The organism is Rhodococcus sp. B10 (assembly GCF_011770055.1).
In the GTDB taxonomy this organism is placed as follows: domain Bacteria; phylum Actinomycetota; class Actinomycetes; order Mycobacteriales; family Mycobacteriaceae; genus Rhodococcoides; species Rhodococcoides kyotonensis_B.
In genome coordinates, this window is sequence record NZ_JAAFYV010000027.1 from 1 (window position 1) to 21,935 (window position 21,935).

20 protein-coding genes are annotated in these 21,935 nt (G+C 65.9%); 5 read left to right on the plus strand and 15 right to left on the minus strand.

Features of this window, described 5'->3' with window-relative positions; all coding sequences use genetic code 11:
• Positions 1–160 precede the first annotated feature (160 nt).
• The 5 genes from rlmB to carD are packed head-to-tail and all read right to left on the minus strand — an operon-like array spanning position 161 to position 4,225.
• Positions 161–1,132 carry a 23S rRNA (guanosine(2251)-2'-O)-methyltransferase RlmB gene (gene rlmB / locus RhoFasB10_RS17740; RefSeq protein WP_068423136.1) on the minus strand — a complete coding sequence of 324 codons (972 nt, stop codon included), beginning with the start codon at positions 1,130–1,132 and terminating at the stop codon, positions 161–163.
• On the minus strand, positions 1,132–2,547 hold the full coding sequence (cysS, locus tag RhoFasB10_RS17745; protein ID WP_068423301.1) for a cysteine--tRNA ligase: 1,416 nt from the start codon (positions 2,545–2,547) through the stop codon (positions 1,132–1,134). Before cysS ends, rlmB begins: the two co-directional genes overlap by 1 nt.
• A 23-nt stretch (positions 2,548–2,570) precedes the next feature.
• Positions 2,571–3,035, minus strand: coding sequence for a 2-C-methyl-D-erythritol 2,4-cyclodiphosphate synthase (gene ispF, locus RhoFasB10_RS17750; RefSeq protein WP_068423138.1), 465 nt, complete (start codon positions 3,033–3,035; stop codon positions 2,571–2,573).
• Positions 3,032–3,721, minus strand: coding sequence for a 2-C-methyl-D-erythritol 4-phosphate cytidylyltransferase (gene ispD / locus RhoFasB10_RS17755; protein WP_068423140.1), 690 nt, complete (start codon positions 3,719–3,721; stop codon positions 3,032–3,034). The genes ispF and ispD overlap by 4 nt, the downstream gene beginning before the upstream one ends.
• 15 nt (positions 3,722–3,736) lie before the next feature.
• Positions 3,737–4,225 carry an RNA polymerase-binding transcription factor CarD gene (carD, locus tag RhoFasB10_RS17760; protein WP_068423143.1) on the minus strand — a complete coding sequence of 163 codons (489 nt, stop codon included), beginning with the start codon at positions 4,223–4,225 and terminating at the stop codon, positions 3,737–3,739.
• A gap of 315 nt (positions 4,226–4,540) precedes the next feature.
• Here carD and RhoFasB10_RS17765 point away from each other — a divergent pair, with 315 nt between their 5' ends.
• From RhoFasB10_RS17765 to disA, 3 genes are read left to right on the plus strand one after another with little or no spacing between them, the layout of a single operon-like run.
• On the plus strand, positions 4,541–5,218 hold the full coding sequence (locus tag RhoFasB10_RS17765; RefSeq protein ID WP_068423304.1) for a hypothetical protein: 678 nt from the start codon (positions 4,541–4,543) through the stop codon (positions 5,216–5,218).
• A gap of 37 nt (positions 5,219–5,255) precedes the next feature.
• Complete coding sequence (gene radA, locus RhoFasB10_RS17770) at positions 5,256–6,665, plus strand: DNA repair protein RadA (RefSeq protein ID WP_068423146.1); 1,410 nt, start codon at positions 5,256–5,258, stop codon at positions 6,663–6,665.
• Between the two features lie 55 nt (positions 6,666–6,720).
• Positions 6,721–7,818 (plus strand): DNA integrity scanning diadenylate cyclase DisA, encoded by a 1,098-nt coding sequence (gene disA, locus RhoFasB10_RS17775; protein ID WP_114332007.1) that lies wholly within the window; start codon positions 6,721–6,723, stop codon positions 7,816–7,818.
• A gap of 8 nt (positions 7,819–7,826) precedes the next feature.
• Here disA and RhoFasB10_RS17780 read toward each other — a convergent pair whose 3' ends face one another.
• Entirely contained in the window at positions 7,827–8,573 is a 747-nt protein-coding gene (locus RhoFasB10_RS17780; protein WP_114331968.1) for a hypothetical protein, read from the minus strand.
• Positions 8,574–8,649: 76 nt separating this feature from the next.
• The gene (locus RhoFasB10_RS17785) at positions 8,650–9,273 is read right to left on the minus strand and encodes a carbonic anhydrase (protein ID WP_068423306.1); all 624 of its coding nucleotides are present in this window, start codon (positions 9,271–9,273) and stop codon (positions 8,650–8,652) included.
• 69 nt (positions 9,274–9,342) lie between these two features.
• On the opposite strand from RhoFasB10_RS17785, the gene RhoFasB10_RS17790 reads away from it, so the two are divergent.
• The gene (locus RhoFasB10_RS17790) at positions 9,343–10,218 is read left to right on the plus strand and encodes an A/G-specific adenine glycosylase (protein ID WP_167677697.1); all 876 of its coding nucleotides are present in this window, start codon (positions 9,343–9,345) and stop codon (positions 10,216–10,218) included.
• A 6-nt stretch (positions 10,219–10,224) separates the two neighbouring features.
• Here RhoFasB10_RS17790 and RhoFasB10_RS17795 read toward each other — a convergent pair whose 3' ends face one another.
• Together RhoFasB10_RS17795 and RhoFasB10_RS17800 are read right to left on the minus strand one after the other, a co-directional pair.
• A complete protein-coding gene (locus RhoFasB10_RS17795; RefSeq protein ID WP_167677699.1) occupies positions 10,225–11,031 on the minus strand; it encodes an alpha/beta hydrolase in 807 nt (268 codons plus the stop codon).
• Between the two features lie 5 nt (positions 11,032–11,036).
• Positions 11,037–11,774: an alpha/beta hydrolase gene (locus tag RhoFasB10_RS17800; RefSeq protein WP_167677762.1), complete on the minus strand. Its 738-nt coding sequence runs from the start codon at positions 11,772–11,774 to the stop codon at positions 11,037–11,039.
• Between the two features lie 35 nt (positions 11,775–11,809).
• On the opposite strand from RhoFasB10_RS17800, the gene mhuD reads away from it, so the two are divergent.
• On the plus strand, positions 11,810–12,118 hold the full coding sequence (mhuD, locus tag RhoFasB10_RS17805) for a mycobilin-forming heme oxygenase MhuD (RefSeq protein ID WP_167677701.1): 309 nt from the start codon (positions 11,810–11,812) through the stop codon (positions 12,116–12,118).
• A gap of 5 nt (positions 12,119–12,123) precedes the next feature.
• On the opposite strand, the gene RhoFasB10_RS17810 is transcribed toward mhuD, so the two are convergent.
• The 6 genes from RhoFasB10_RS17810 to RhoFasB10_RS17835 form a co-directional block, all read right to left on the minus strand.
• A complete protein-coding gene (locus tag RhoFasB10_RS17810; protein ID WP_243636928.1) occupies positions 12,124–13,545 on the minus strand; it encodes a diguanylate cyclase in 1,422 nt (473 codons plus the stop codon).
• 87 nt (positions 13,546–13,632) lie between these two features.
• A complete protein-coding gene (locus tag RhoFasB10_RS17815) occupies positions 13,633–16,068 on the minus strand; it encodes a bifunctional diguanylate cyclase/phosphodiesterase (protein WP_167677703.1) in 2,436 nt (811 codons plus the stop codon).
• Between the two features lie 64 nt (positions 16,069–16,132).
• Positions 16,133–16,792 (minus strand): DsbA family oxidoreductase, encoded by a 660-nt coding sequence (locus RhoFasB10_RS17820; protein WP_068423166.1) that lies wholly within the window; start codon positions 16,790–16,792, stop codon positions 16,133–16,135.
• A 39-nt stretch (positions 16,793–16,831) separates the two neighbouring features.
• Positions 16,832–17,269, minus strand: coding sequence for an OsmC family protein (locus tag RhoFasB10_RS17825; RefSeq protein WP_167677705.1), 438 nt, complete (start codon positions 17,267–17,269; stop codon positions 16,832–16,834).
• Between the two features lie 75 nt (positions 17,270–17,344).
• Positions 17,345–18,940, minus strand: coding sequence for an MFS transporter (locus RhoFasB10_RS17830; RefSeq protein ID WP_167677707.1), 1,596 nt, complete (start codon positions 18,938–18,940; stop codon positions 17,345–17,347).
• A 201-nt stretch (positions 18,941–19,141) separates the two neighbouring features.
• On the minus strand, positions 19,142–21,682 hold the full coding sequence (locus tag RhoFasB10_RS17835; RefSeq protein WP_068423176.1) for an ATP-dependent Clp protease ATP-binding subunit: 2,541 nt from the start codon (positions 21,680–21,682) through the stop codon (positions 19,142–19,144).
• Positions 21,683–21,935: the final 253 nt, after the last annotated feature.

Genomic DNA, 21,935 nt, shown 5'->3' on the forward strand with positions numbered 1-21,935 from the left:
AGGCGCGCACCCGTTCTGGCCATGGAATCTTCCCTAGCCGATTCAGGTGCCCCACACCTACGACGCCAGCAAGCGTGTCTCACATGTCCGTAGACATACGACTCTCATATGTCTATGGACTGGACACCGACCCTGGTGCAACCAACCACGCACGGGCGCGTCAGCGCCTACGCTGCCGCGCGATGTCCGCGAGCACGACGCCCGCAGCCACCGATGCGTTGAGCGATTCGACCGGCCCTGCCATCGGGATGGACAGGATGTGATCGCAGTTCTCGCGGACGAGGCGAGACAGTCCCTTGCCCTCCGAACCGACGACGATCGCGACGGGACCGGTGCCGTCGAACTCGTCGAGCGTCGTGTCGCCGCCCGCGTCGAGACCGACGATCGTGATGCCCTTGGTCTGCCAATCCTTCAGCGTGCGAGTCAGGTTCGTGGCCCGCGCGACGGGAAGTCGCGCTGCCGCGCCGGCACTGGTACGCCACGCGACCGCCGAGACGCTCGCGCTACGACGCTGCGGAATGACGACGCCGTGCCCACCGAACGCAGCAACGGATCGCACGACGGCACCGAGGTTGCGCGGGTCGGTGATGTTGTCGAGCGCGACGAGCAATGCAGGCTCCTGATGCGCACGTGCCGCACCGACGAGGTCGTCCGGATGCGCGTACCGGTACGGCGGCACCTGCAGCGCGAGACCCTGGTGCAGACCGTTGGCGCTGAGCTTGTCGAGATCGCTGCGCGGGACCTCGAGGATCGAGATGCCCGCGTCGGCCGCGCGCTGGACGCTCTCCTTGAGTCGGTCGTCGCTGTCGGTGCCGGTGGCGACCCACAGCGCCGTCGCGGGAACGCCCGCACGCAAGCATTCGACGACGGGGTTACGTCCGAGAACGACCTCGGGTCCGTCGTCGTTCTTCCGGTTCGCGACGCGGCCCCCGCCCTGCCTGCCCTGGGACTGCGCAGCCTTCTCGGCGAGCTTGGCCCGACGCGCCGCGGGATGCTTCGTCCGTGCCTCGGCAGGAGGCGTCGCACCGCGTCCTTCGAGACCACGACGGCGGTTACCGCCGGAGCCGGCGACCTGCCCCTTCTTCGTGCCCGCTTTGCGAATTGCGCCGCGCCTACTGGAATTGCCTGCCATCACTGCCCTGCTTCGTCGGTACTGCTGGTTGCCCCGACGGACCATTCGGGCCCGTTGGGGGTGTCTGTCACATCGATCCCCGCCTTCGCGAGGCGATCTCTGATCGCATCCGCGGTGGACCAGTCCTTGTCGACCTTCGCCTGTGCTCGGCGCTGGAGTTCTGCGTCCACGAGAACGCCGAGGGCTCCGACGACGGCATCGCTGTCGCGAGTGCCGCTGTCCCAGTGCGGATCGAGCGGATCGACGCCGAGGATCGAGAGCATCGCCCTGACTTTCGACGCCTGCTCGACGGCCCCCTGGAGGTCGCCGCTCTCCAGAGCGCTGTTGCCCGCCTTGACCGTCGCATGGACGGCGGCGAGAGCCTTGGGCACTCCGAGATCGTCGTTCAACGCGTCGGCGAAATCGTCGGTCCACGTTCCCAGCGGAACGTCGCCCGCACGTTCGACGGTACGTTTGACGAAACCTTCGATACCCCGGTACGTCACGGCTGCCGTCTGCAGCGCGTTGTCCGAGTACTCGAGCATCGACCGGTAGTGCGCGCTGCCGAGGTAGTACCGAAGTTCCTGCGGCCGAACGCTTTTCAGCACGTTCGGAACCGACAGCACGTTTCCGAGCGACTTGGACATCTTCTCGCCGCCCATCGTCACCCAGCCGTTGTGCAGCCAGTAGCGGCTGAAGCCGTCGCCGGCGGCCTTGCTCTGTGCCCGCTCGTTCTCGTGGTGCGGGAACACCAGATCCAGACCACCGCAGTGGATGTCGAAGTCGGAACCGAGATAGGCCTCGCACATCGCGGAGCATTCGAGGTGCCACCCGGGACGCCCGCGTCCCCACGGCGTCGGCCACGACGGCTCACCCGGCTTCGCGGCCTTCCACAGCGTGAAGTCCCTCGGGTCGCGCTTGCCCGCGGCCGCGCTCTCGCCCTGATGGACGTCGTCGAGCTTGTGACCGGACAGTGCACCGTAGTCCGGGAAGCTGACGACGTCGAAGTAGACGTCGCCCTCGGCGGCGTAGGCGTGGCCGGACTCGATCAGCCGCTCGATCAGCTCGACCATCTGCGTGATGTGCCCGGTTGCGCGCGGCTCGGCCGACGGCGGCAGCACACCCAGCTTGTCGTAGGCCCAGGTGAACGACCGCTCGTACGTCGCGGCCCACTCCCACCACGGGCGGCCTGCGTCGCGAGCCTTGTTCAGGATCTTGTCGTCGATGTCGGTGACGTTGCGGACGAAGGCGACGTCGTAATCGTGCGCGAGCAACCACCGCCGCAGCACGTCGAACGCGACTCCACTGCGCACGTGCCCGATGTGCGGTTCCCCCTGAACCGTTGCCCCACACAGATACACCGACGCATGGCCAGGGACCAAGGGGGTGAATTCCCGCAGGGCCCTCGTCTCGGTGTCGTACAGGTGAAGGGTCACGACCAGCAATGCTACCGGTGCATTTACTTCGTCATGACAAGTGCGGTCGCGACCGCCGCGATTCCCTCGCCACGACCGGTCAATCCCAATCCGTCGGTCGTCGTCGCCGAGACCGACACGGGCGCTCCGAGCACCGCGGACAGCGTCTCCTGGGCCTCGAGACGACGCGGGCCGATCTTCGGACGGTTTCCGATGATCTGCACTGCCGCGTTCCCGATCGTGAATCCGGCCTCGGTGAGCAGTCGACGTACCTCGGTCAGCATGGTTGCACCGCTGACGCCGTCCCACTCCGGCCGTCCGGTACCGAAGACCGAACCGAGATCGCCCAACCCGGCCGCGGACAGCAACGCGTCGCACAGCGCATGCGACGCGACGTCACCGTCGGAATGGCCGTCGAGCCCGTCGCCGTCCTCGAACAGCACACCGGCGAGCCAGCAGGGCCGACCCGGCGAAATGGGATGGACGTCGGTCCCGATACCGACCCTCATGAACGCTCCTGCCCCACCAGCGCCTCGGCCAGCAGCAGATCGTGTGGAGTGGTGACCTTGAATGCCAGCGGGTCACCGACGATGGTGTGGACGGTTTCGCCGAGTCGCTCGACGAGACCGGCGTCGTCCGTCGCGGAATCGCCTGCCTCGGCGTACGCGCGGGCCAGAAGTTCGGCGTCGAAACCCTGCGGTGTCTGAATTGCGCGAAGCCCGCTTCGATCCGGCGTGCCGACGACGGCACCCATGATGTCGACCGTCTTGACGGTGTCGGCGACCGGAATCGCCGGTACGACGGCGGCTCGTCCGGCACGCACCTCTGCGACGACGCGCGAGACGAGCGACGACGGTGTCAACGCTCGGGCCGCGTCGTGCACGAGAACGATGTCGGCGTCACCGGCCGCGGCCAAGCCGCATCGGACGGAATCCGTTCGTTCGCCTGCACCGGCGACGACCGTGATCTCGTCGAAGGAGCCCAGTAAGTCACCGGTCCGCTCGACCAGTTTCTCGGGAACCATGACGACGATGCGATCGACGGAACCCGATTCGACGAGGCCTTCGACCGAGCGCTCGAGGAGGGTCTTGCCCCCGACGGTCACGAACGCTTTGGGCTCTCCCAGACCGAGCCGAAGACCTCGGCCCGCCGCCGGAACGAGTGCGACGACGGGACCTGTGTTGGAACGAGCCACCTAAGCAGCTGTCACTCAGGAAGCCGCAGCGAGAACTTCGTCGAGAATCGTGTCGGCCTTGGCCTCGTCGGTTCCCTCGGCGAGAGCGAGCTCGCCGACCAGAATCTGACGCGCCTTGGCGAGCATGCGCTTCTCACCTGCGGAGAGACCACGATCCTGCTCACGACGCCACAGGTCACGAACGACCTCGGCAACCTTGTTGACGTCACCGGAGGCGAGCTTCTCGAGATTTGCCTTGTACCGGCGCGACCAGTTGGTCGGCTCTTCCGTGTGCGGAGCACGCAGAACCTGGAACACCTTGTCCAAGCCCTCCTGCCCGACGACGTCCCGGACGCCGACGTACTCGGCGTTGTCTGCAGGAACTCGAACGGTGAGATCGCCCTGAGCGACTTTGAGAACTAGGTACTCTTTCGGTTCACCCTTGATGGTGCGGGTTTCTATCGCTTCGATCAGCGCCGCTCCGTGATGGGGGTAAACGACGGTGTCTCCGACCTTGAAAATCATCTGTCCCGTGCCCCTTTCGATTTTCCGAGTTTACCACGCACCCAGATCAACGGCGCAGGTCAGGGGCACAGCGCGAACGTCGCAGGGGTTGACAGGACGGCCGGAACGTGTATCCGACACCCCCGCAATGGGTTCGGAAATACACGGTGTCGACGCAACAGCGACGAAACGAAACACGGGTGAACACGCCGGTCCCCGCCGGATCCGTCGACGCGATCGAAGCCCCAGCGAAGAACCTTCGGACGATGACTACTACTCTGCCTAGTGGACCTGACGTACCGGCTGGCCCGGACCGGCACAACTGGAGGACGACCCGTGACTGCGATCCAAGCTGCGACTGCGCACCGTAAGACCCGCCGACTGGTGGCGACGGCAGCCATTGCCGCCGGTGCCGCACTGACGCTGAGCGCCTGTGGCGCGGGCCAGATCTCCCAGACGGCGGATCAGGTCGCTGCCGTCAACGGCAACTCCGCCGACGTCGGAAACATCTCGGTGCGCAACGTACACGTCGTCTACCCGCAGTCCGAGGAGTACTCGATCGAGCCAGGCGGCAAGGTCGAGCTCGGCTTCATCGCCGTCAACAACAGCCCGAACAACTCCGACAAGCTGACCCGCATCGCGACGACGGCCGCGTCCTCGATCACCCTCGGCGAGGAGCCGGGCGGCACCGAGATCGAACCGCTCACCGCGCTCGGTGCAGGCGCTCCGGCCGACACGCAGCTCGACGACCCGCTGATCCCGCTGCAGCAGATCGTCGTCGAGCTCAACGGCATCGGTGAGGACGTGCGTCCCGGACTGACCGTCCCCGTCACGTTCACGTTCGAGAACGCAGGCGACGTCGAGGTTCTCGTTCCCGTCGACGCAGGCCCCGTCCTTCCGCGCAACGTCTCCGACAAGTCGCCCGTCGAGGCGGAGGCACACGGCGAGGCCGAGAGCGCCGAGCAGAGCATCGTCGAGACCGAGGTCGAAGAAGGCGCTGACGGCAACAACTGACAGTTCCTGTCGGTAGCCGCGTCTAACGTTCTCGATCGTGGCCAAGCTCAAGACGAATTACCGCTGTTCGGCCTGCCAGCACACGGTTGCCAAGTGGGTGGGTCGCTGCCCGGAGTGCGGTAGCTGGGGTTCGATGGACGAAGCCCCGATCCTCGCGCCCGTCGCCAGTCGGCCGGGTGCGTCGGGCCTCGGGGCGGGCAACACCCGGTCGGCGACGGCCGCGATGGTGCCCACCCTTCCCGCCACCGCACTCACGCAGGTCAGCAGTACCACCTCCCAGGCCAACTCCACTGGCATAGACGAGTTCGACCGCGTGCTCGGCGGCGGCCTCGTTCCCGGCTCCGTCGTGCTCCTCGCGGGCGAGCCGGGCGTCGGCAAATCCACCCTTCTGCTCGAGGTCGTGCACCGGTGGGCTCGCACCGGCGAGGACCGTCGCGCGCTGTACGTCACGGGTGAGGAGTCCGCAGGCCAGGTGCGCCTTCGCGCCGATCGCACCGGCGCCGTCCACCAGCGAGTCTTCCTCGCCGCCGAGTCCGACCTGGCGACGGTCTTCGGCCACGTCGAGCAGGTCAAGCCGAGCCTGCTGATCGTCGACTCCGTGCAGACCATGCTGGCAGCCGACGTGGACGGTGTCATCGGTGGTGTCACACAGGTCAAGGCCATCACCAGCGCGCTCACCTCGCTCGCCAAGACGACAGGCGTCGCCGTCCTGCTCATCGGACACGTCACCAAGGACGGTGCGGTCGCCGGTCCGCGGGCGCTCGAACATCTCGTCGACGTCGTCCTGCACTTCGAAGGCGACAAGCATTCGACGCTACGGATGATTCGCGGCATCAAGAACCGCTTCGGCGCCTCGGACGAGGTCGGCTGTTTCGAATTGCGCGACACCGGGATTCACGGCATATCCGATCCGTCCGGGCTGTTTCTCCACCACCGCACCGAAGCCGTTCCCGGCACCGCTGTCACGGTCACGATGGACGGCAAGCGTCCCCTGCTCGCCGAACTGCAGGCACTCGTCGTCGACACTCAGATGCCGTCGCCGCGCCGCGCCGTCAGCGGCCTCGAATCCGCCCGCGTGGCCATGATCCTCGCCGTCCTCGAACGTCGTTGCGGCATCAAGATGTCCAAGAGCGAGGTGTACGCCGCGACCGTCGGCGGCATGAAGACCACCGAGCCGGCAGCCGATCTCGCGCTCGCGGCAGCACTCGCGTCGGCCGTCACCGACAGGCCGCTGCCGTCGGGCGTCGTCATCCTGGGCGAGGTCGGACTCGCGGGAGAGGTCCGTCGCGTGTCGGGGCTGGGTCGTCGGCTCGCCGAAGCGTCGCGGCTCGGTTTCACCCGAGCCATCACGCCGGAACACGACGACACGGTGCCCGCCGGAATGAAGGTCCACGCCGTCACGAATCTCGGTGAAGCATTGAACTCGGTAACAATGCGGGCCGTATGACCCCGGCGGCGTACCCTCTACCTGCGAGACTGTGACACAACACGAGGGGATGAACATGGACGTATCCGCGCGCGACACCACGTCATCTCCGGCACTCCGGGACACCATTGCACGTCTCGCGCCCGGCACGGCCCTGCGCGACGGCCTGGAGCGCATCCTGCGCGGCCGCACGGGCGGTCTCATCGTGCTGGGCTACGACGACGAAGTCGAGGCCATCTGCGACGGCGGATTCGAGCTGGATGTCGAGTTCTCACCGACGCGGCTGCGCGAGCTGTCGAAGATGGACGGCGCAGTCGTCCTGTCCACCGACGGCCGACGGATCGTCCGGTCCAATGTGCAACTTGTTCCCGATCACAAGATCGCGACGGTCGAATCCGGCACCCGGCATCGGGCCGCCGAGCGGACCGCGATGCAGACCGGCTATCCGGTCGTCTCGGTCAGCCAGTCGATGAGCATCGTCAGCGTCTACGTCGCCGGCATACGCCACGTGGTCGAGGGTTCGGCCACGATCCTCTCCCGGGCCAATCAGGCCGTCGCGACGCTCGAACGGTACAAGGCGCGCCTCGACGAGAACACGCGTCAGCTGTCCGTCGTCGAGATCGAGGACTTCGTGACGCTACGTGACGCTCTGACCGTCGCGCAGAGGCTGGAGATGGTGCGGCGCGTGTCCGTCGAGATCGAGCAGAACGTCCTCGAACTCGGTACGGACGGTAGGCAATTGGCCCTGCAACTCGAAGAACTCCTCGGCGACAACGATGCCGATCGGCAGCTGATCGTCCGCGACTATCTCGCCGGTGCGGAACCGTCCGACACGGTCGCCGTCGAGAAGGCACTCGCTGCCCTCGACAAACTGACGGACGTGGACCTACTGGATCTGACGACGCTCGCGCGGGCGTTCGGCTACCCGGGCACGATCGAGGCACTCGATACCCCGATGAACCCGCGCGGCTACCGGGTGTTGACGCGTGTGCCCCGGCTGCAGTTCGGCCAGATCCACCGGCTCGTCGGCTCGTTCGGAACGCTGCAGGGTCTGCTCGCCGCGACCGCAGCCGACCTGCAATCGGTCGACGGCATCGGCGGGCTGTGGGCCCGTCATATACGAGAAGGCCTCTCGCGTCTCGCGGAGGCCTCCATCGCCGGACCGTACGACTAGCGGACTTCTCAGGTCATGTTGAACGGCTCGGGCGAGCTGCGAAGCTCGCCGAGCTGAGCGATCACCTTGTACGAGCCGACGCCCACCGGGATGCGCTCCTCGCCGCATCCGGGCACCGAGTTCGTGCCCGACCACTTGACCGTGAAGCCTGCCTGCTCGCCCGGCTTGAACGTCCGCAGGTCGGACTGTGCGTCGGGGAAGCAGTCGGTGTTGGACCAGATGCGCTGATCGTCCAGCGTGTAGACGAGGGCCTGCTGCAGGCCTGCGCCGACATCGCGCTGGCATTCCGTCGAGCTGATGTTCGTGATGACGACCGTGAACCCGGGCTCTTCTCCGACGCGGTACGACGGCTTGTCGGGCGTCGCCTTGATGGCCAGGCTCTGATCCGAGCACTGGTTCGCGGGAGCAGGCGCGCCTGCAGGAGCGGCCGCGGACGAGCTGGTGCTTCCGTTGCCGGCCGCCGTGTTGCCGGAACCGTTCCCCGAACCACTGCCCGAGGAGCCGCTGCCCGAACCGCCGGACCCGCCGCCAGACGAGGCCGGTTGAGACGGCGTCGCCGATGCACTCGGCGTCGTGGGCGCCGGTGTCGTCGCGACGACACCGGCGGGCTCGGCTTGCGGAGGCTCGTCGTTACCACCGCCGAGAGACGAGATGAACCACACGATCAAACCGAGCACCACGACGGCTGCGCCGATGGCGAGAGCTCGGCGACGCCAATAGATTTCGGGAGGCAAAGGCCCGGTCGGTTGCAACACAGAACAACCGTAAACGCCAGCAGCTACCTATCCCTGAAGCACACGCGGCGTGTCGCGAAGCCGATGCGCCTGGACGCTAGGGCTGCTCGCCGATGTCGCCGATGACCGCGCGCAACTGCGCCTTGCCCTCCGACAACTGGTAGGTGAGACCGACGATCGCGACCTGTCCCGACTCGACCTTCTCCGCGATGATGCGTGAGCGCTCCATCAGCAGTTTGCCGGTCTCCTCGACGTGGCGACGCTCGAACTCGTCGGCAGCATTCTGACCGTCGCGACGAGCCGACAGCACCGACGGAGTGACCCGCTCGACGACGTCGCGGATGTAGCCCCCCGGTGTGTCTCCGGACTCGAGCGCGTCGACCGTCGCCCGGACCGCACCGCAGCTGTCGTGGCCGAGCACGACGATCAGCGGGACGCCGAGGACCGCGACGCCGTATTCGATGGAACCGAGGACGGCGGAGTCGATGACATGACCTGCCGTACGCACGACGAACATGTCGCCGAGGCCCTGGTCGAAGATGATCTCCGCGGCGACGCGGGAGTCGGCGCAGCCGAACAGCACGGCACCCGGGTGCTGACCTTCCGTCAGACGGGTCCGATCGTCGATTCCCTGACTGGGGTGCAACGACTCGCCGTCGACGAAGCGCTGGTTACCCTCCTTGAGAGACTTCCATGCTGAAACTGGATTGGTAGCAGGCATGGACCCCATTGTGCCCCGGCCCACTGTTACCGGCGAGTCGGGTCCGCTGCAGAAAGGTGTGCAGAGCAGGTGCCGATCGATACGGACGCGTTGCTCGGATGGTTCGACACCGAGGAACGCGATCTTCCCTGGCGCCGTCCCGGCGTCACGGCCTGGCAGATCCTGATGAGCGAGATCATGCTGCAGCAGACGCCGGTGTCCCGCGTCGCGCCGATCTGGGCGGAGTGGGTGGAGCGGTGGCCGGTGCCGTCGAAGATGGCCGCGTCGAGCCAGGCCGAGGTGCTGCGCGCATGGGGCAAGCTCGGGTACCCGCGTCGCGCACTGCGATTGCACGAGTGCGCGGGCGTGCTCGCCGCGGAGCACGGTGACGTCGTTCCCGACGACGTCGACACACTCCTGAGTCTCCCCGGAATCGGCGCATACACCGCGCGCGCGGTGGCCTGTTTCGCCTACGGACAGCGAGTTCCCGTCGTGGACACCAATGTTCGACGCGTCGTCGCGCGGGCGGCTCATGGCGCCGCCGAGCCGGGCAATCCGTCGACCACGCGCGATCTGGCCGACGTCGAGGCCATACTGCCGATCGAACGAACGAAAGCTGCACGCTGTTCGGCCGCGTTGATGGAACTCGGAGCATTGATCTGCACGGCGAAGAATCCGGCATGCCTGCTGTGCCCGCTGCGGAAGTGCTCGTGGATCGAAGCAGGTCGACCCGCCTACACCGGACCGCCGAAGAAAGTGCAGAAGTTCGCGGGCACCGACCGTCAGGTGCGCGGCAAGCTGATGGCCGTGCTCCGCGAGAGCGACGGCCCCGTCGAACGCGCCGAACTCGACGTCGTCTGGCTCAGCGATCCGGGCCAGCGGGACCGAGCACTGGACTCGCTGCTCGTCGACGGGTTGGTCGAGCAGACCGAATCGGGCCTGTTCGCTCTCGCCGGTGAAGGGTAGTGCGCGTCAGCGCAGAAAATCCACGAGCAGCGAGTTGACGACGTCCGGGCGTTCCAGGTAGCCGAAATGCCCTGCGTCCGATACCTCTTCGTATCGCGCGCCCGGAATGGACTGCGCCACTTCACGGCTCAGATGCACGGGGATGAGACGGTCGTCGGCGAACCCGACGACCATCGCCTTCGCGGAGATTCTGCGGTACGCCGTCAGCCGCTCCGACCCGGCGCGCATCTCCAACCCGATCTGCGCCCGCTTGCCCGCGCTCGGCGCACCTCCCGAGTACTCGAGCACGGCGAGCCAGTCACCGATCGCGGTGTCGTCCCGCAACGTCGCGGGCGAGAAGTTGTTCATCGCGGTGATCGCAGCACGATAGCTGTCGGGCAACGTGATTCCGGCGTCGTACAGATCTCGCTCACCGCGCGACAGCGCCTTCTGCATCGCCGACGCCCGGCCGTACGTTGCCATCATGACGGCGTGCGACACGAGGTCCGGGCGCGCGAGAGCGAGTTCCTGCGTGACGCGTGCGCCCATCGACGTCCCGACGACGCGTGCGCGCATTCCGCCGAGGTGCTCGATCAACGCGGCGGTGTCGGCCACGAGGTCGTCGAGTACGAACCCTTCACCGCATTCCGACGACGGTGCGATTCCGCGGTTGTCGAACGTGACGACGGTGTACCCGGCTGCCGTCAGAGCGGGCACCTGATGCGTCTTCCACACCCGGCCCGGGCTTCCGGATCCCATGACCAGCACGACGAGGGGCCCACTGCCCGCGACGTCGTAGTTGATTTCGATACCGTTCAGTCTCGCCCTCGACATTCGCGTCACTGTAGTCGGCGCAGGAACTCCTCCACCGCCTGCCGGTAGACCGTCGGTTGCTCGTCGTGGACGAGGTGCGCCACTCCCGCGACGCACACGTAGGTCGACATGGGGTTCCGGCGATGCATTTCCGTCATCTGACCCGCAGGTGTGATCCCGAACTCACCCTCGATCAGCAGACTGGGCGCACGGACGGCGTCCCACTCGTCCCAGAAGTGCCGCGTGCCCCACTCCTGCGAGATCTTCTCGAACGTCGACACGTCACCGTGCAGATGGTAGCCGTCGTCCCGGCGCAGAAAGGAGTCCCGAAAGTATTGTCCCGCAACGTCTCCGAAGTACCGGTCGACGGCATCCGCGTCGGGAAACGGTTGCGGCCACCGACGGATCATCGCCGCCCACGCGTCGGCGGTTCGGCCGCGGAAGTCCGGCGCGATGTCCTCGACGACCACGCCCGACACGAGATCGGGGCGGGCGGCTGCGAGACACACTCCGTGCAGTGATCCCATCGAATGACCGATCAGCACCGTCGATCCGAGGTGCCGGACATGCTCGATCAGATCCTCGACGAACGCCTCCGTGGTGAGGTCCGACGGCGGCGGCCTGCGATGACCCGGTGCGTCGTAGGTGTAGACGTGCCCGAACTCTCGCAACCACGGAACCTGACGACGCCACGTGCCCGCACTGCCCATCAGCCCGTGCAGCAGCAGAAGCGGTCGCCCCGTCCCACCCTCGTCGTACAGCACCATTGGAACTGTAATAGGGCGAGTAGCCTTCGAGCATGGCAGTCGTGAAGATCAACGCAATCGAGGTCCCCGAAGGCGCAGGCGCCGAGCTGGAGAAGCGCTTCGCCGCCCGAGCCGGAGCCGTCGAGAATTCTCCGGGTTTCCTCGGATTCCAGCTTCTGCGCCCGGTCAAGGGCGAGAACCGCTACTTCGTCGTGACGCAGTGGGAGACCGAAGAGGCCTTCCAGGAGTGGGCGTCGGGACCGTCACGGGCGGCACATGCAGGCGAGCGGGCCGAACCGGTGTCCAGCGGTGCGTCACTGCTCGAGTTCGAGGTCGTGCTCGACGTCGCCGCCAAGAGCTGACGGCCTCACAGCGCAAGATCGTGTTCGGCACGTGAGGACGGCGTGCCGAACACCGAAAACCCGGACGTATCGGCGTTCTTCGCGGCGTACATCGCCGCGTCGGCTTTCCTGAGCAGGTCGTCGGCGTCGGCCTGGAACCCGTCGTCGACAGCGATGCCGATACTCGCCGAGACGGTGACGACGTATCCCTCGATCTCGACCGGATCCGCGAGTTCGGCAAGTATCCGCTTCGCCACCCCGACGGCATCCGACCCGCGATGCAACACGACGAACTCGTCGCCGCCGAATCTCGACACGGTGTCGTCGGGACCCACTGCGCCGGCCAGAGTTTCGGCTGCGATTCTCAGGATGTCGTCCCCGACAGCATGCCCCAACGTGTCGTTGATCGTCTTGAAGTTGTCCAGGTCGATCACGAGAAGTGCTATCGGATAAGGGTTTCCGTTCTCGGCGATGTCACGGATCCGTTGCCCGACGAGCACACGGTTGGGCAATCCCGTCAGCGGATCGTGCAGGGTCCGGCGTCGCAGTTCACTCTCGAGGTCGTGCCGACGAACGGCCGCCGACACCACACCGGCGACGGTTTGCACGAATGCGAGTTCGCCGTCGTCGAACCCCCTGCGCTCGGCGCTGTACACCGCGAGGACACCCCACGGCTCCCCCATCCCGTCGATCACGACGGCAGCCCCGCTGCGCACGCCTCGGTCTCGCATGAATTCCGTCGGAAAGCGGAACTCCGCGTCGCGGTCGACGCACACGACGGGCTCGTCGGACACCAGCGCTGCCGCGGCATGAGACATGCGGGACAGAGGAATCGGACCGGGAGCACGGCCCGGGCCCGAATAGGCGACGGCCATCAGTTCCGTTCTGCTCGGAAACCCGGGTTCGAAGATGACGGCGCACTTCATACCCATCAACGACAGGGCCGCGTCGGTTGCGGTCTGCATGACGTGGGCTGGGCTGGCCGTCAACGCGATTCGACTCAGATTCGCGACCGCCCGCTGTTCCCTGGCGTGCGCGTCGGCCGCGACGGCGACCTCGACGAGGCGCCGTTCGTGATCGAAACGACCACGTAGGTCGCGGAATGCCAAGGCCACCATCGCGACGGAAGCGTGCCGTCCCGTCACCACGTACGCGGACACCCACGTCGGTATCGCCTCTCCGGTGCGGAGGTGCGTGAGTTCGACATCGCCCGTCCACACCCCACCCGCGAGCGCACGTGCCACCGGGCCCGTACGTGCGTACACCGAGCCGAACACCCATTCGGCGGTCCGCACCGCCTCGGCCGTGTCCCGCGCACCGATCAACTCGATCGCCGCCGAATTCAGGTACGCGACATCACCGTCCGACCCCCGCAGACACATCGCGTCGGGGGATCGGTCGGCCGTGGCGGCGAACTCCGCCACCCACTCCTCGACAACCGGATCCACTGTCCTGCACTCCCACTGACCAGCACTCGAATCCCCCGATGCTTCGTGGTGCGCCCTCATCGTCCTACGCCCGTACGGCGTCACTCACTACTGTCGTTGGGGCACCGGCCCTACGGCTTCCGACGAGGCGTCGTCGTCACGGTCCACGTCGAGTCCGGACGAGACCCTGCCTTCGACGCGCTCGACGAGCGCCTGCAATTCCTCGGCGGGAACAGGGCGTCCGATGTGGTAACCCTGCGCGCCGTCGCATCCGAGAACACGAAGACGATCCAGAGTTGCCTTGTCCTCCACGCCTTCTGCGACGACGTTCATTCCGAGGCTGCGTCCGAGTTCGATCGTCGAACGCACGATGGATGCATTGGTGGGTTGACTGTTCATCGCGGTGACGAACGACCTGTCGATCTTCAGTGTCTGCACCGGAAGGGATCTGAGGTAGGCCAGCGAGCTGTATCCGGTGCCGTAGTCGTCGATCGCGATCGACGATCCGATGTCCCTCAATGACACGAGCGCGTCGACCGAGCGACGCGGATCGGTCATCGCCGACGTCTCCGTCACCTCGAATTCGACTGCGGACGAGGGCACGTCGTGCCGCTCGAGCGCCGACGCAACTTGATCGACGAGCGTCGGGTCGATCAGGTTGCGCACGGACAGGTTGATCGAGATTCCGATGCGAAAACCTTTGCTGCGCAATGCGCCACAGCACGCGAGCGCGTCTTCCAGAACGTACGCGGTGATCGCGGGCAGCATACCGGTGCGCTCGGCGTCGGCAAGGAACGAACCGGGCCCGATCAATCCTTCTCGTGGATGCTGCCACCGCAACAGTGCCTCGACGCCGACGACACGGCCGGTCAGCAGATCCAGGCAGGGCTGGAAGAACACGCGCAATTGGCGTTGCAGAACGGCAGTTTCGAGTTCGCCGAGCAACCGCATCTGCTCGCGGCGATCGCAGTCCATCGCCGGGGCGTAGATCGACAGGCGCATGTGGCCCGCCTTCGCCGCGGTCAGCGCGACGTGCGCGTGTTGCAGGAGTGCGTCGGCGTCGGCGCCGGGCAGCGTCGAGGACTGTACGACGCCGACCGTCGCCTCCAACGCGACATTGATGTCGTGCACGAACATCGTCCTGCTCACGCATCGTTGGAAGTGCTCGGCACATTCGGCGGCCGGCATCGGCATTCGCTGCGTCGGTACCGCGACGACGAACTGGTCTCCGCCGAGCCGTCCGACGACGGCGTCCGTCACCGCGGCGGAGACGAGTCGTTGCCCGATTTCGCGCAGAACGGTGTCTCCCACCGGATACCCGAACGTCTCGTTGATCTGGGCGAAGCGATCGATGTCGACGATCAGCACCAGGATTCCCTGGTCTGTCGCCTCGTCGACTGCGCGGTCGAGCAGTTCACCGATACGCCGACGGTTCGGCAGACCGGTGGTGGAGTCCGACATCGCCGCGGTGGTCAGTTCCGACGCTTGGCGTCTCATCACCGACAGGAAACAGGCCATTCGAGCTCCGACGAGCGCGACCACGACCATCGAACACCCCGCGACGATCCAGCCCCACTCGGACACCGGAGCGCCTCGTGCGAGTTCTACGCCCATCACCACGGGCGCCATCAGGCTCGCCGCGCACAACCCGAGGAGTCGCGTTCGGTCGGCGAACAAGTGCTTCTCCACCCCGACGGACGACGACACCCGACGCGACGGGTGGAGCGAGTACGCGGCCAACAGCACGTAGCCGAGGAGCGAGGTCGCGGTGGCAGGGTCGACGGTCAGACCGTTCCAGAACGTATATGCCGATGCGTTGTACGCGAGCGGATTCGACAGGGCGATCGCGCAGAACGCGACCGTGAGCAGCACGAACGGAGTGGTTCGCGCGCGTTTCGACAGCAGAAGGATCAAGGCCGTGGCGACGAGCAGGCCGTCCGCGATCGGGTACAGCACAACGGGCCAGTTCGACGCCAACCGAGCCGGCAGTTCTCCGGCCGGCCCGTGCCCGACCAGGAAGACCCAGGAGATCAGGCCGAGTCCGGTAGCCACGATCGACGCCTCGAGAACGTCCTCGACCTTGACTACGCGGCCGTCGGCGTCGCGCAAACAGAGAACCGCGCCGACGAACGCCGCATGGCCGATCAGATACAGGAAGTCCGCCACCGACACCACCGGTGCCGCGCGCCCCTGGACATCCCCGAACTCGACGACGGCGTCGCCGACAACGCAGGCCAGCAGACCGATCAGCAGTAGGACCCACGTTGCCCGGTCGTCGCGGCGACGCGCATATCCACCGCGGACGAATGCAACGACGGTAACCACAGCTACCAGCGCGTGGAGGACCGCACGCCAGACATCGTCCGCGAGCAGGATGTACCCGGCCACGCAGGCGAGCCCCGCAGCCAGGAACCTCGACCAGACCATCGTCTCGGGCCGTTCCTTCCTGGTCCCCCAACCGTCGAATTCTTGTATTTCGCGTCGAAACCAGTCGTTCCATCGGTATTCGTACCCGAAACCGCACCGGATTGGTTCGGGTTTCAAGAATTACAGACTAGGGGAAGGATGTAACGCGCGGCTACTGGAGACCAGGCGGTATCGGCGGACGCTACTCGCGCATCGCGTCGAACCCCTGCTCCAACAGCTGCAGAAGCACCGGCACCGGCTGCGCACCCGAGACTGCGATTCGACGTCCGGCCACGAAGAACGGAACCCCTGTGACCTGCAGTTCTCTTGCGGTCGCAAGATCGGCACGTACCTCGTCCAACCCGGCGTCACCCGCCAAAGCGTCGGCAGCACCGGTTACGCCCGCACGTTCTGCCAGTTCGACCAGAACGTCCCGATCGTCGACGACGCGGCCATCGGAGAAATGAGCCTCGAACAGCGCGGACAGGATTTCGTCGGCGAGACCTTGTTTGCGTGCGATGTGGACGAGGCGATGGGCGTCGAACGTGTTCGCGGCGACGACGGTGTCGAAGTCGATCGTCAGTCCGTCCGCCTTCGCGATGCTCGCGACGTGCTCGAACATGCCTGCTACCTGTTCGGGAGCCATGCCTTTCATGCGCACGAGTGCGTCCAATTCGCGTTCTCGCGCGCCGACGGGCGCCTCGGGCGACAGTTGATAAGAACGCCAGATCACGTCGACGCGGTCGCGGCGGTCGAATTGCTCTAGTGCCGCCGCGAACCGCGTCTTCCCGATGAAGCACCAGGGACATGCGATGTCGGACCAGACCTCCACCTGCAGGACATCGATATCAGTTGAAGTCACGGCGAATGCAACCGCCGGGGTGCGTCGGCTGTTCCCGGGTCAGGATTCGAGCGCGGCGTCCAGAGTGATCTCGACGCCCGTGAGTGCTTTGCTGACCGGGCACGTCTCCTTGGCCGACTGCGCAGCCTTCGCGAAACCTTCGTCGTCGAGGCCGTCGACCTCACCGCGGACCGTCAGCTTGATACCCGTGAGCTTGAATCCGGGATCGTCCGGGCCGAGCGAGACGTCGGCCTTGACCTCGAGACTCTGGGGTGTGCCGCCCGCTTCGGCGATCAGCGCCGACAGCTGCATTGCGTAGCAGGACGAGTGTGCGGCAGCGATCAACTCCTCCGGGCTCGTCGTGCCGTCGGCATTCTCGGCGGCACGCTTGGGAAAGGACACGTCGAACGTTGCTGCGCCCGAACTCGTCAGCTCGACCTGACCCGATCCGGCTTCGAGGGTTCCGTTCCATGCGGTGCGCGAAGTACGTGTGGGCATTGCGTTCCAATTCCTCTCGTCGCGGACCGCCCGTCCAGCGGCCCTGGTGTGCAGGTTGCCCGGATCGGCTGTTCCCTAACCGGGCCTCTCCGCGGACTCCGATCGCTGCGCGTCGTGCGAATGATAGTGCGCGAGAAGGACTCTTTCGGCGTCGCGCTTGGGGAATGCGAAGAACACCAGAACTGCACCCACGAGAACCACGAGAATGGCTGCGGCGTAAGCGTTCTGGTCACCGTCGAGGAACGCTTGCCTCGCGGCGGAGATGATCTGATCGGCATACTGCGGGTAACTCTCGGAGAGGTCGGCGGCCGAGGAGAACGATTTCGTCAGGACCGCCTGGGTCTGCTCGCTGACCGCGCTCGCGTTCGGAGAGCTCGCGATCTGTGACGACACCGACGCCGCGTAGCCTGCCGTCAGCAACGCTCCGAGGGTGGATTGCATGATGGCACCACCCAGGTCGCGTTGGAGATCTGCAGTGCCGGAGGCCATTCCGGCACGATGCACCGGAACCGAGCCCGTCAGCGACCGCGACGCCGGCGTGCCGGCGAACCCGACGCCGACGCCGAGCATGATGTAGCTGATCGCGACGACCCAATAGGCGATGTTCTCCTTCCAGGTCGCCCATGCGACGACGAGCCCGGCGACGATGAACACGTATCCGAGCAGCAGCGTGAACCTCGACCCGTGGGACTCGACGAGCTTGGCCGACTGTGGTGCGACGACGACCATCGCCAGCGCGGCGGGAAGCGTCGACGCGCCAGCAGCGAGGGTCGAGTATCCGAGCACGTTCTGCAGAAACTGCTGTCCGACGAAGATGACTCCCATCAACGATCCGAACACGATGATGCCCGCCAGCGCCGCCACCCAGAACGTGCGACGTCGGGCGACGCCCAGGTCGTACAACGGAGATTCGACCCGTCGCTGCCGGACGACGAACGCGACACCCGCCGCGAGCGCGATGACGCCGAGACCGATGGACAACGTCCCCATGCCTCGCACCGGCGCGAAGTTGATACCGAGAACCAAGGCCGCGATGAACACCACCGACACCATGCCGCCCAGATGGTCCACCGCGTCGGTCGTCTCGTTGACGTGCGCGGGAACGAACACCACCGCGAGGATCAAGGCCAGCAACGCGAGTGGCAGCGTCACCAGGAACACCGAACCCCAGTGGAACTTCTCGAGCAGCGCGCCCGACATCAGCGGTCCCAGCGCGGACAGGGCGCCGCCGAGCGCCGACCACAACGCGATCGCCTTGGTCCGTGCCGGTCCCGACCACAACGCCGTGATCAGGGCCAACGTCGTCGGATACGCGAGCCCCGCGGACAGACCACCGAGCAATCGGGCACCGAACAGCACCTCGACGTTCGGCGCGAACCCCGCGACCACACATGCCGGAATCGACAGCGTCATTCCCAGCACGAGCAGTAGCTTGCGTCCGTACCGATCTCCGATCGCGCCGAGGTACAACACCGACGCGGCAAGACCGAGCGAGTACGCGACGGCGACGAGGTTCAGCTGGGTCTGACTCGCGTCGAAATCTCGACCGATCTCGGGCAGAGCGACATTGGCGACGGCCAGATTCAGGTTCGCCACTGCGGCGACGAGGATCAGAACGAACAACACCAGCCCGGCTCGGGCCGGTACCGAGCCCTTCTCGACAGAGGTCACACGCGACAGTAAAGCTCAGTATGGGCGTTCGTGCCTCACCTTTGTCGTGCGAACTGTGTACTCGCTCGTGGTCGTTCCGCATCGATGGACCCTCGCAGCCGTCTGTCGGCTGCCGCGTGACATCGATGCCGTAGGACAGCGAGACAACGAAGCGGGCCACGCCGAACAGATGGCGTGGCCCGCTTCGTTGGAACTACCTGACTACTCGCTGTCGCTGTCTCCCGCGGCCTTGGCCAGGTCGACGGGCAGCTCGTCCGGAACGCTGATCGGCTTCTTCTCACCGCGGAACGTGAACTTGGCGTCCTCGCCCTGGCCTTCGCCGTCCCAGTTCTCGACGTCGACCAGAACGATCTGGCCTGCCTCGATCTCGCCGAAGAGGATCTTCTCCGACAGCTGGTCCTCGATCTCGCGCTGGATCGTGCGACGCAGCGGCCGCGCACCCAGGACGGGGTCGAAGCCGCGCTTCGCGAGCAGGGACTTCGCCTTCTCGGTGACCTCGATGGACATGTCCTTGTTCCGCAGCGCACCCTCCACGCGGTTCAGCATGAGGTCGACCATCTGGATGATCTCGTCCTGCGTGAGCTGGTGGAACACGACGATGTCGTCGATACGGTTGAGGAACTCGGGGCGGAAGTGCTTCTTCAGCTCGTCGTTGACCTTGAGCTTCATGCGCTCGTAGTTCGAGCCCTGGCCCTCACCCGAGGAGAAGCCGAGGCCGACGGCCTTCGAGATGTCCGACGTACCGAGGTTCGACGTGAAGATCAGCACGGTGTTCTTGAAGTCGACCGTACGACCCTGACCGTCGGTGAGGCGGCCGTCTTCCAGCACCTGCAGGAGCGTGTTGTAGATCTCCTGGTGTGCCTTCTCGATCTCGTCGAACAGGACGACGGAGAACGGCTTGCGACGGACCTTCTCGGTGAGCTGGCCGCCCTCTTCGTAACCGACGTATCCGGGAGGAGCACCGAAGAGCCGCGACGCGGTGAAGCGGTCGTGGAACTCGCCCATGTCGATCTGGATGAGTGCGTCGTCCTCGCCGAACAGGAAGTTCGCGAGAGCCTTCGACAGCTCGGTCTTACCGACACCGGACGGGCCGGCGAAGATGAACGAGCCCGACGGGCGCTTCGGATCCTTCAGGCCTGCACGCGTACGACGGATCGCCTTCGAGACGGCCTTGACGGCGTCTTCCTGGCCGATGATCCGCTTGTGCAGCTCCTCCTCCATGCGGAGCAGACGCGTGGTCTCCTCCTCGGTGAGCTTGAAGACGGGGATGCCGGTCCAGTTTCCGAGGACCTCGGCGATCTGCTCGTCGTCGACCTCGGCGATGACGTCCAGGTCACCGGAGCGCCACTGCTTCTCACGCTCGGTGCGCTGGTGAACCAGCTGCTTCTCCTTGTCGCGCAGGTTCGCAGCCTTCTCGAAATCCTGTGCGTCGATCGCGGATTCCTTCTCGCGACGAGCGTCGGCGATCTTGTCGTCGAACTCGCGCAGGTCCGGCGGCGCGGTCATCCGGCGGATGCGCATGCGCGCGCCCGCCTCGTCGATGAGGTCGATGGCCTTGTCCGGCAGGAAGCGGTCGTTGATGTAACGATCGGCCAGCGTCGCGGCCGCGACGAGAGCACCGTCGGTGATCGAGACGCGGTGGTGAGCCTCGTAGCGATCGCGCAGACCCTTGAGGATCTCGATGGTGTGCTCGACGGTCGGCTCACCGACCTGAACGGGCTGGAAGCGACGCTCGAGAGCCGCGTCCTTCTCGATGTACTTGCGGTACTCGTCGAGGGTCGTGGCACCGATGGTCTGCAGCTCACCACGAGCGAGCTTCGGCTTGAGGATCGACGCCGCGTCGATGGCACCCTCGGCCGCACCTGCACCCACGAGAGTGTGCAGCTCGTCGATGAACAGGATGATGTCGCCGCGAGTGTTGATCTCCTTGAGGACCTTCTTCAGGCGCTCTTCGAAGTCACCGCGGTAGCGGCTGCCTGCAACCAGCGACCCGAGGTCGAGGGTGTAGAGCTGCTTGTCCTTCAGCGTCTCGGGAACCTCGCCGTTGACGATGGCCTGCGCGAGGCCTTCGACGACGGCGGTCTTACCGACGCCGGGCTCGCCGATGAGAACAGGGTTGTTCTTGGTACGGCGGCTCAGGACCTGCATGACGCGCTCGATTTCCTTCGCGCGACCGATGACGGGGTCGAGTTTGCCTTCCAGGGCAGCCTGGGTCAGGTTACGTCCGAACTGGTCGAGAACCAGCGACGTCGACGGGGTGCCCGCCTCGCCACGGCTGCCGCCGGACTCCGACGGCTCCTTGCCCTGGTATCCCGACAGCAGCTGGATGACCTGCTGGCGAACACGGTTCAGGTCGGCTCCGAGCTTGACCAGAACCTGAGCCGCGACGCCTTCGCCTTCGCGGATCAGACCCAGCAGGATGTGCTCGGTGCCGATGTAGTTGTGGCCGAGCTGCAGCGCTTCACGCAGGCTGAGCTCCAGAACTTTCTTGGCGCGCGGGGTGAAGGGAATATGACCGGACGGAGCCTGCTGGCCCTGACCGATGATCTCCTCGACCTGGCTGCGGACTCCTTCAAGGGAGATACCCAGCGACTCCAGAGACTTGGCCGCCACGCCCTCACCCTCGTGGATGAGACCGAGCAGGATGTGCTCCGTGCCGATGTAGTTGTGGTTGAGCATCCGGGCTTCTTCTTGAGCCAGGACGACAACACGCCGCGCGCGATCGGTGAACCTCTCGAACATCGCTCTCCCTCACTTCTCGGTGGGTGGTAGCACTCACCCACCAGGTCTTTCCAGCACCACGTTTTCGGTAACTCGGGGTCGCTCGGCATCGAAGGTGTCGCGCCTACGCTCGAATACGTCTGCGCGCCCAACTTCACTGTAGTTGGCCGGTGGTGCGCTTGCCGACCCTCGGTCCCGTAAAGCCTCGGTTCCGAAAGGTCCTACCGAGGCCCTCCATGCCTGCTTACCGTTCATAACGCGTGCACGGGCAGTT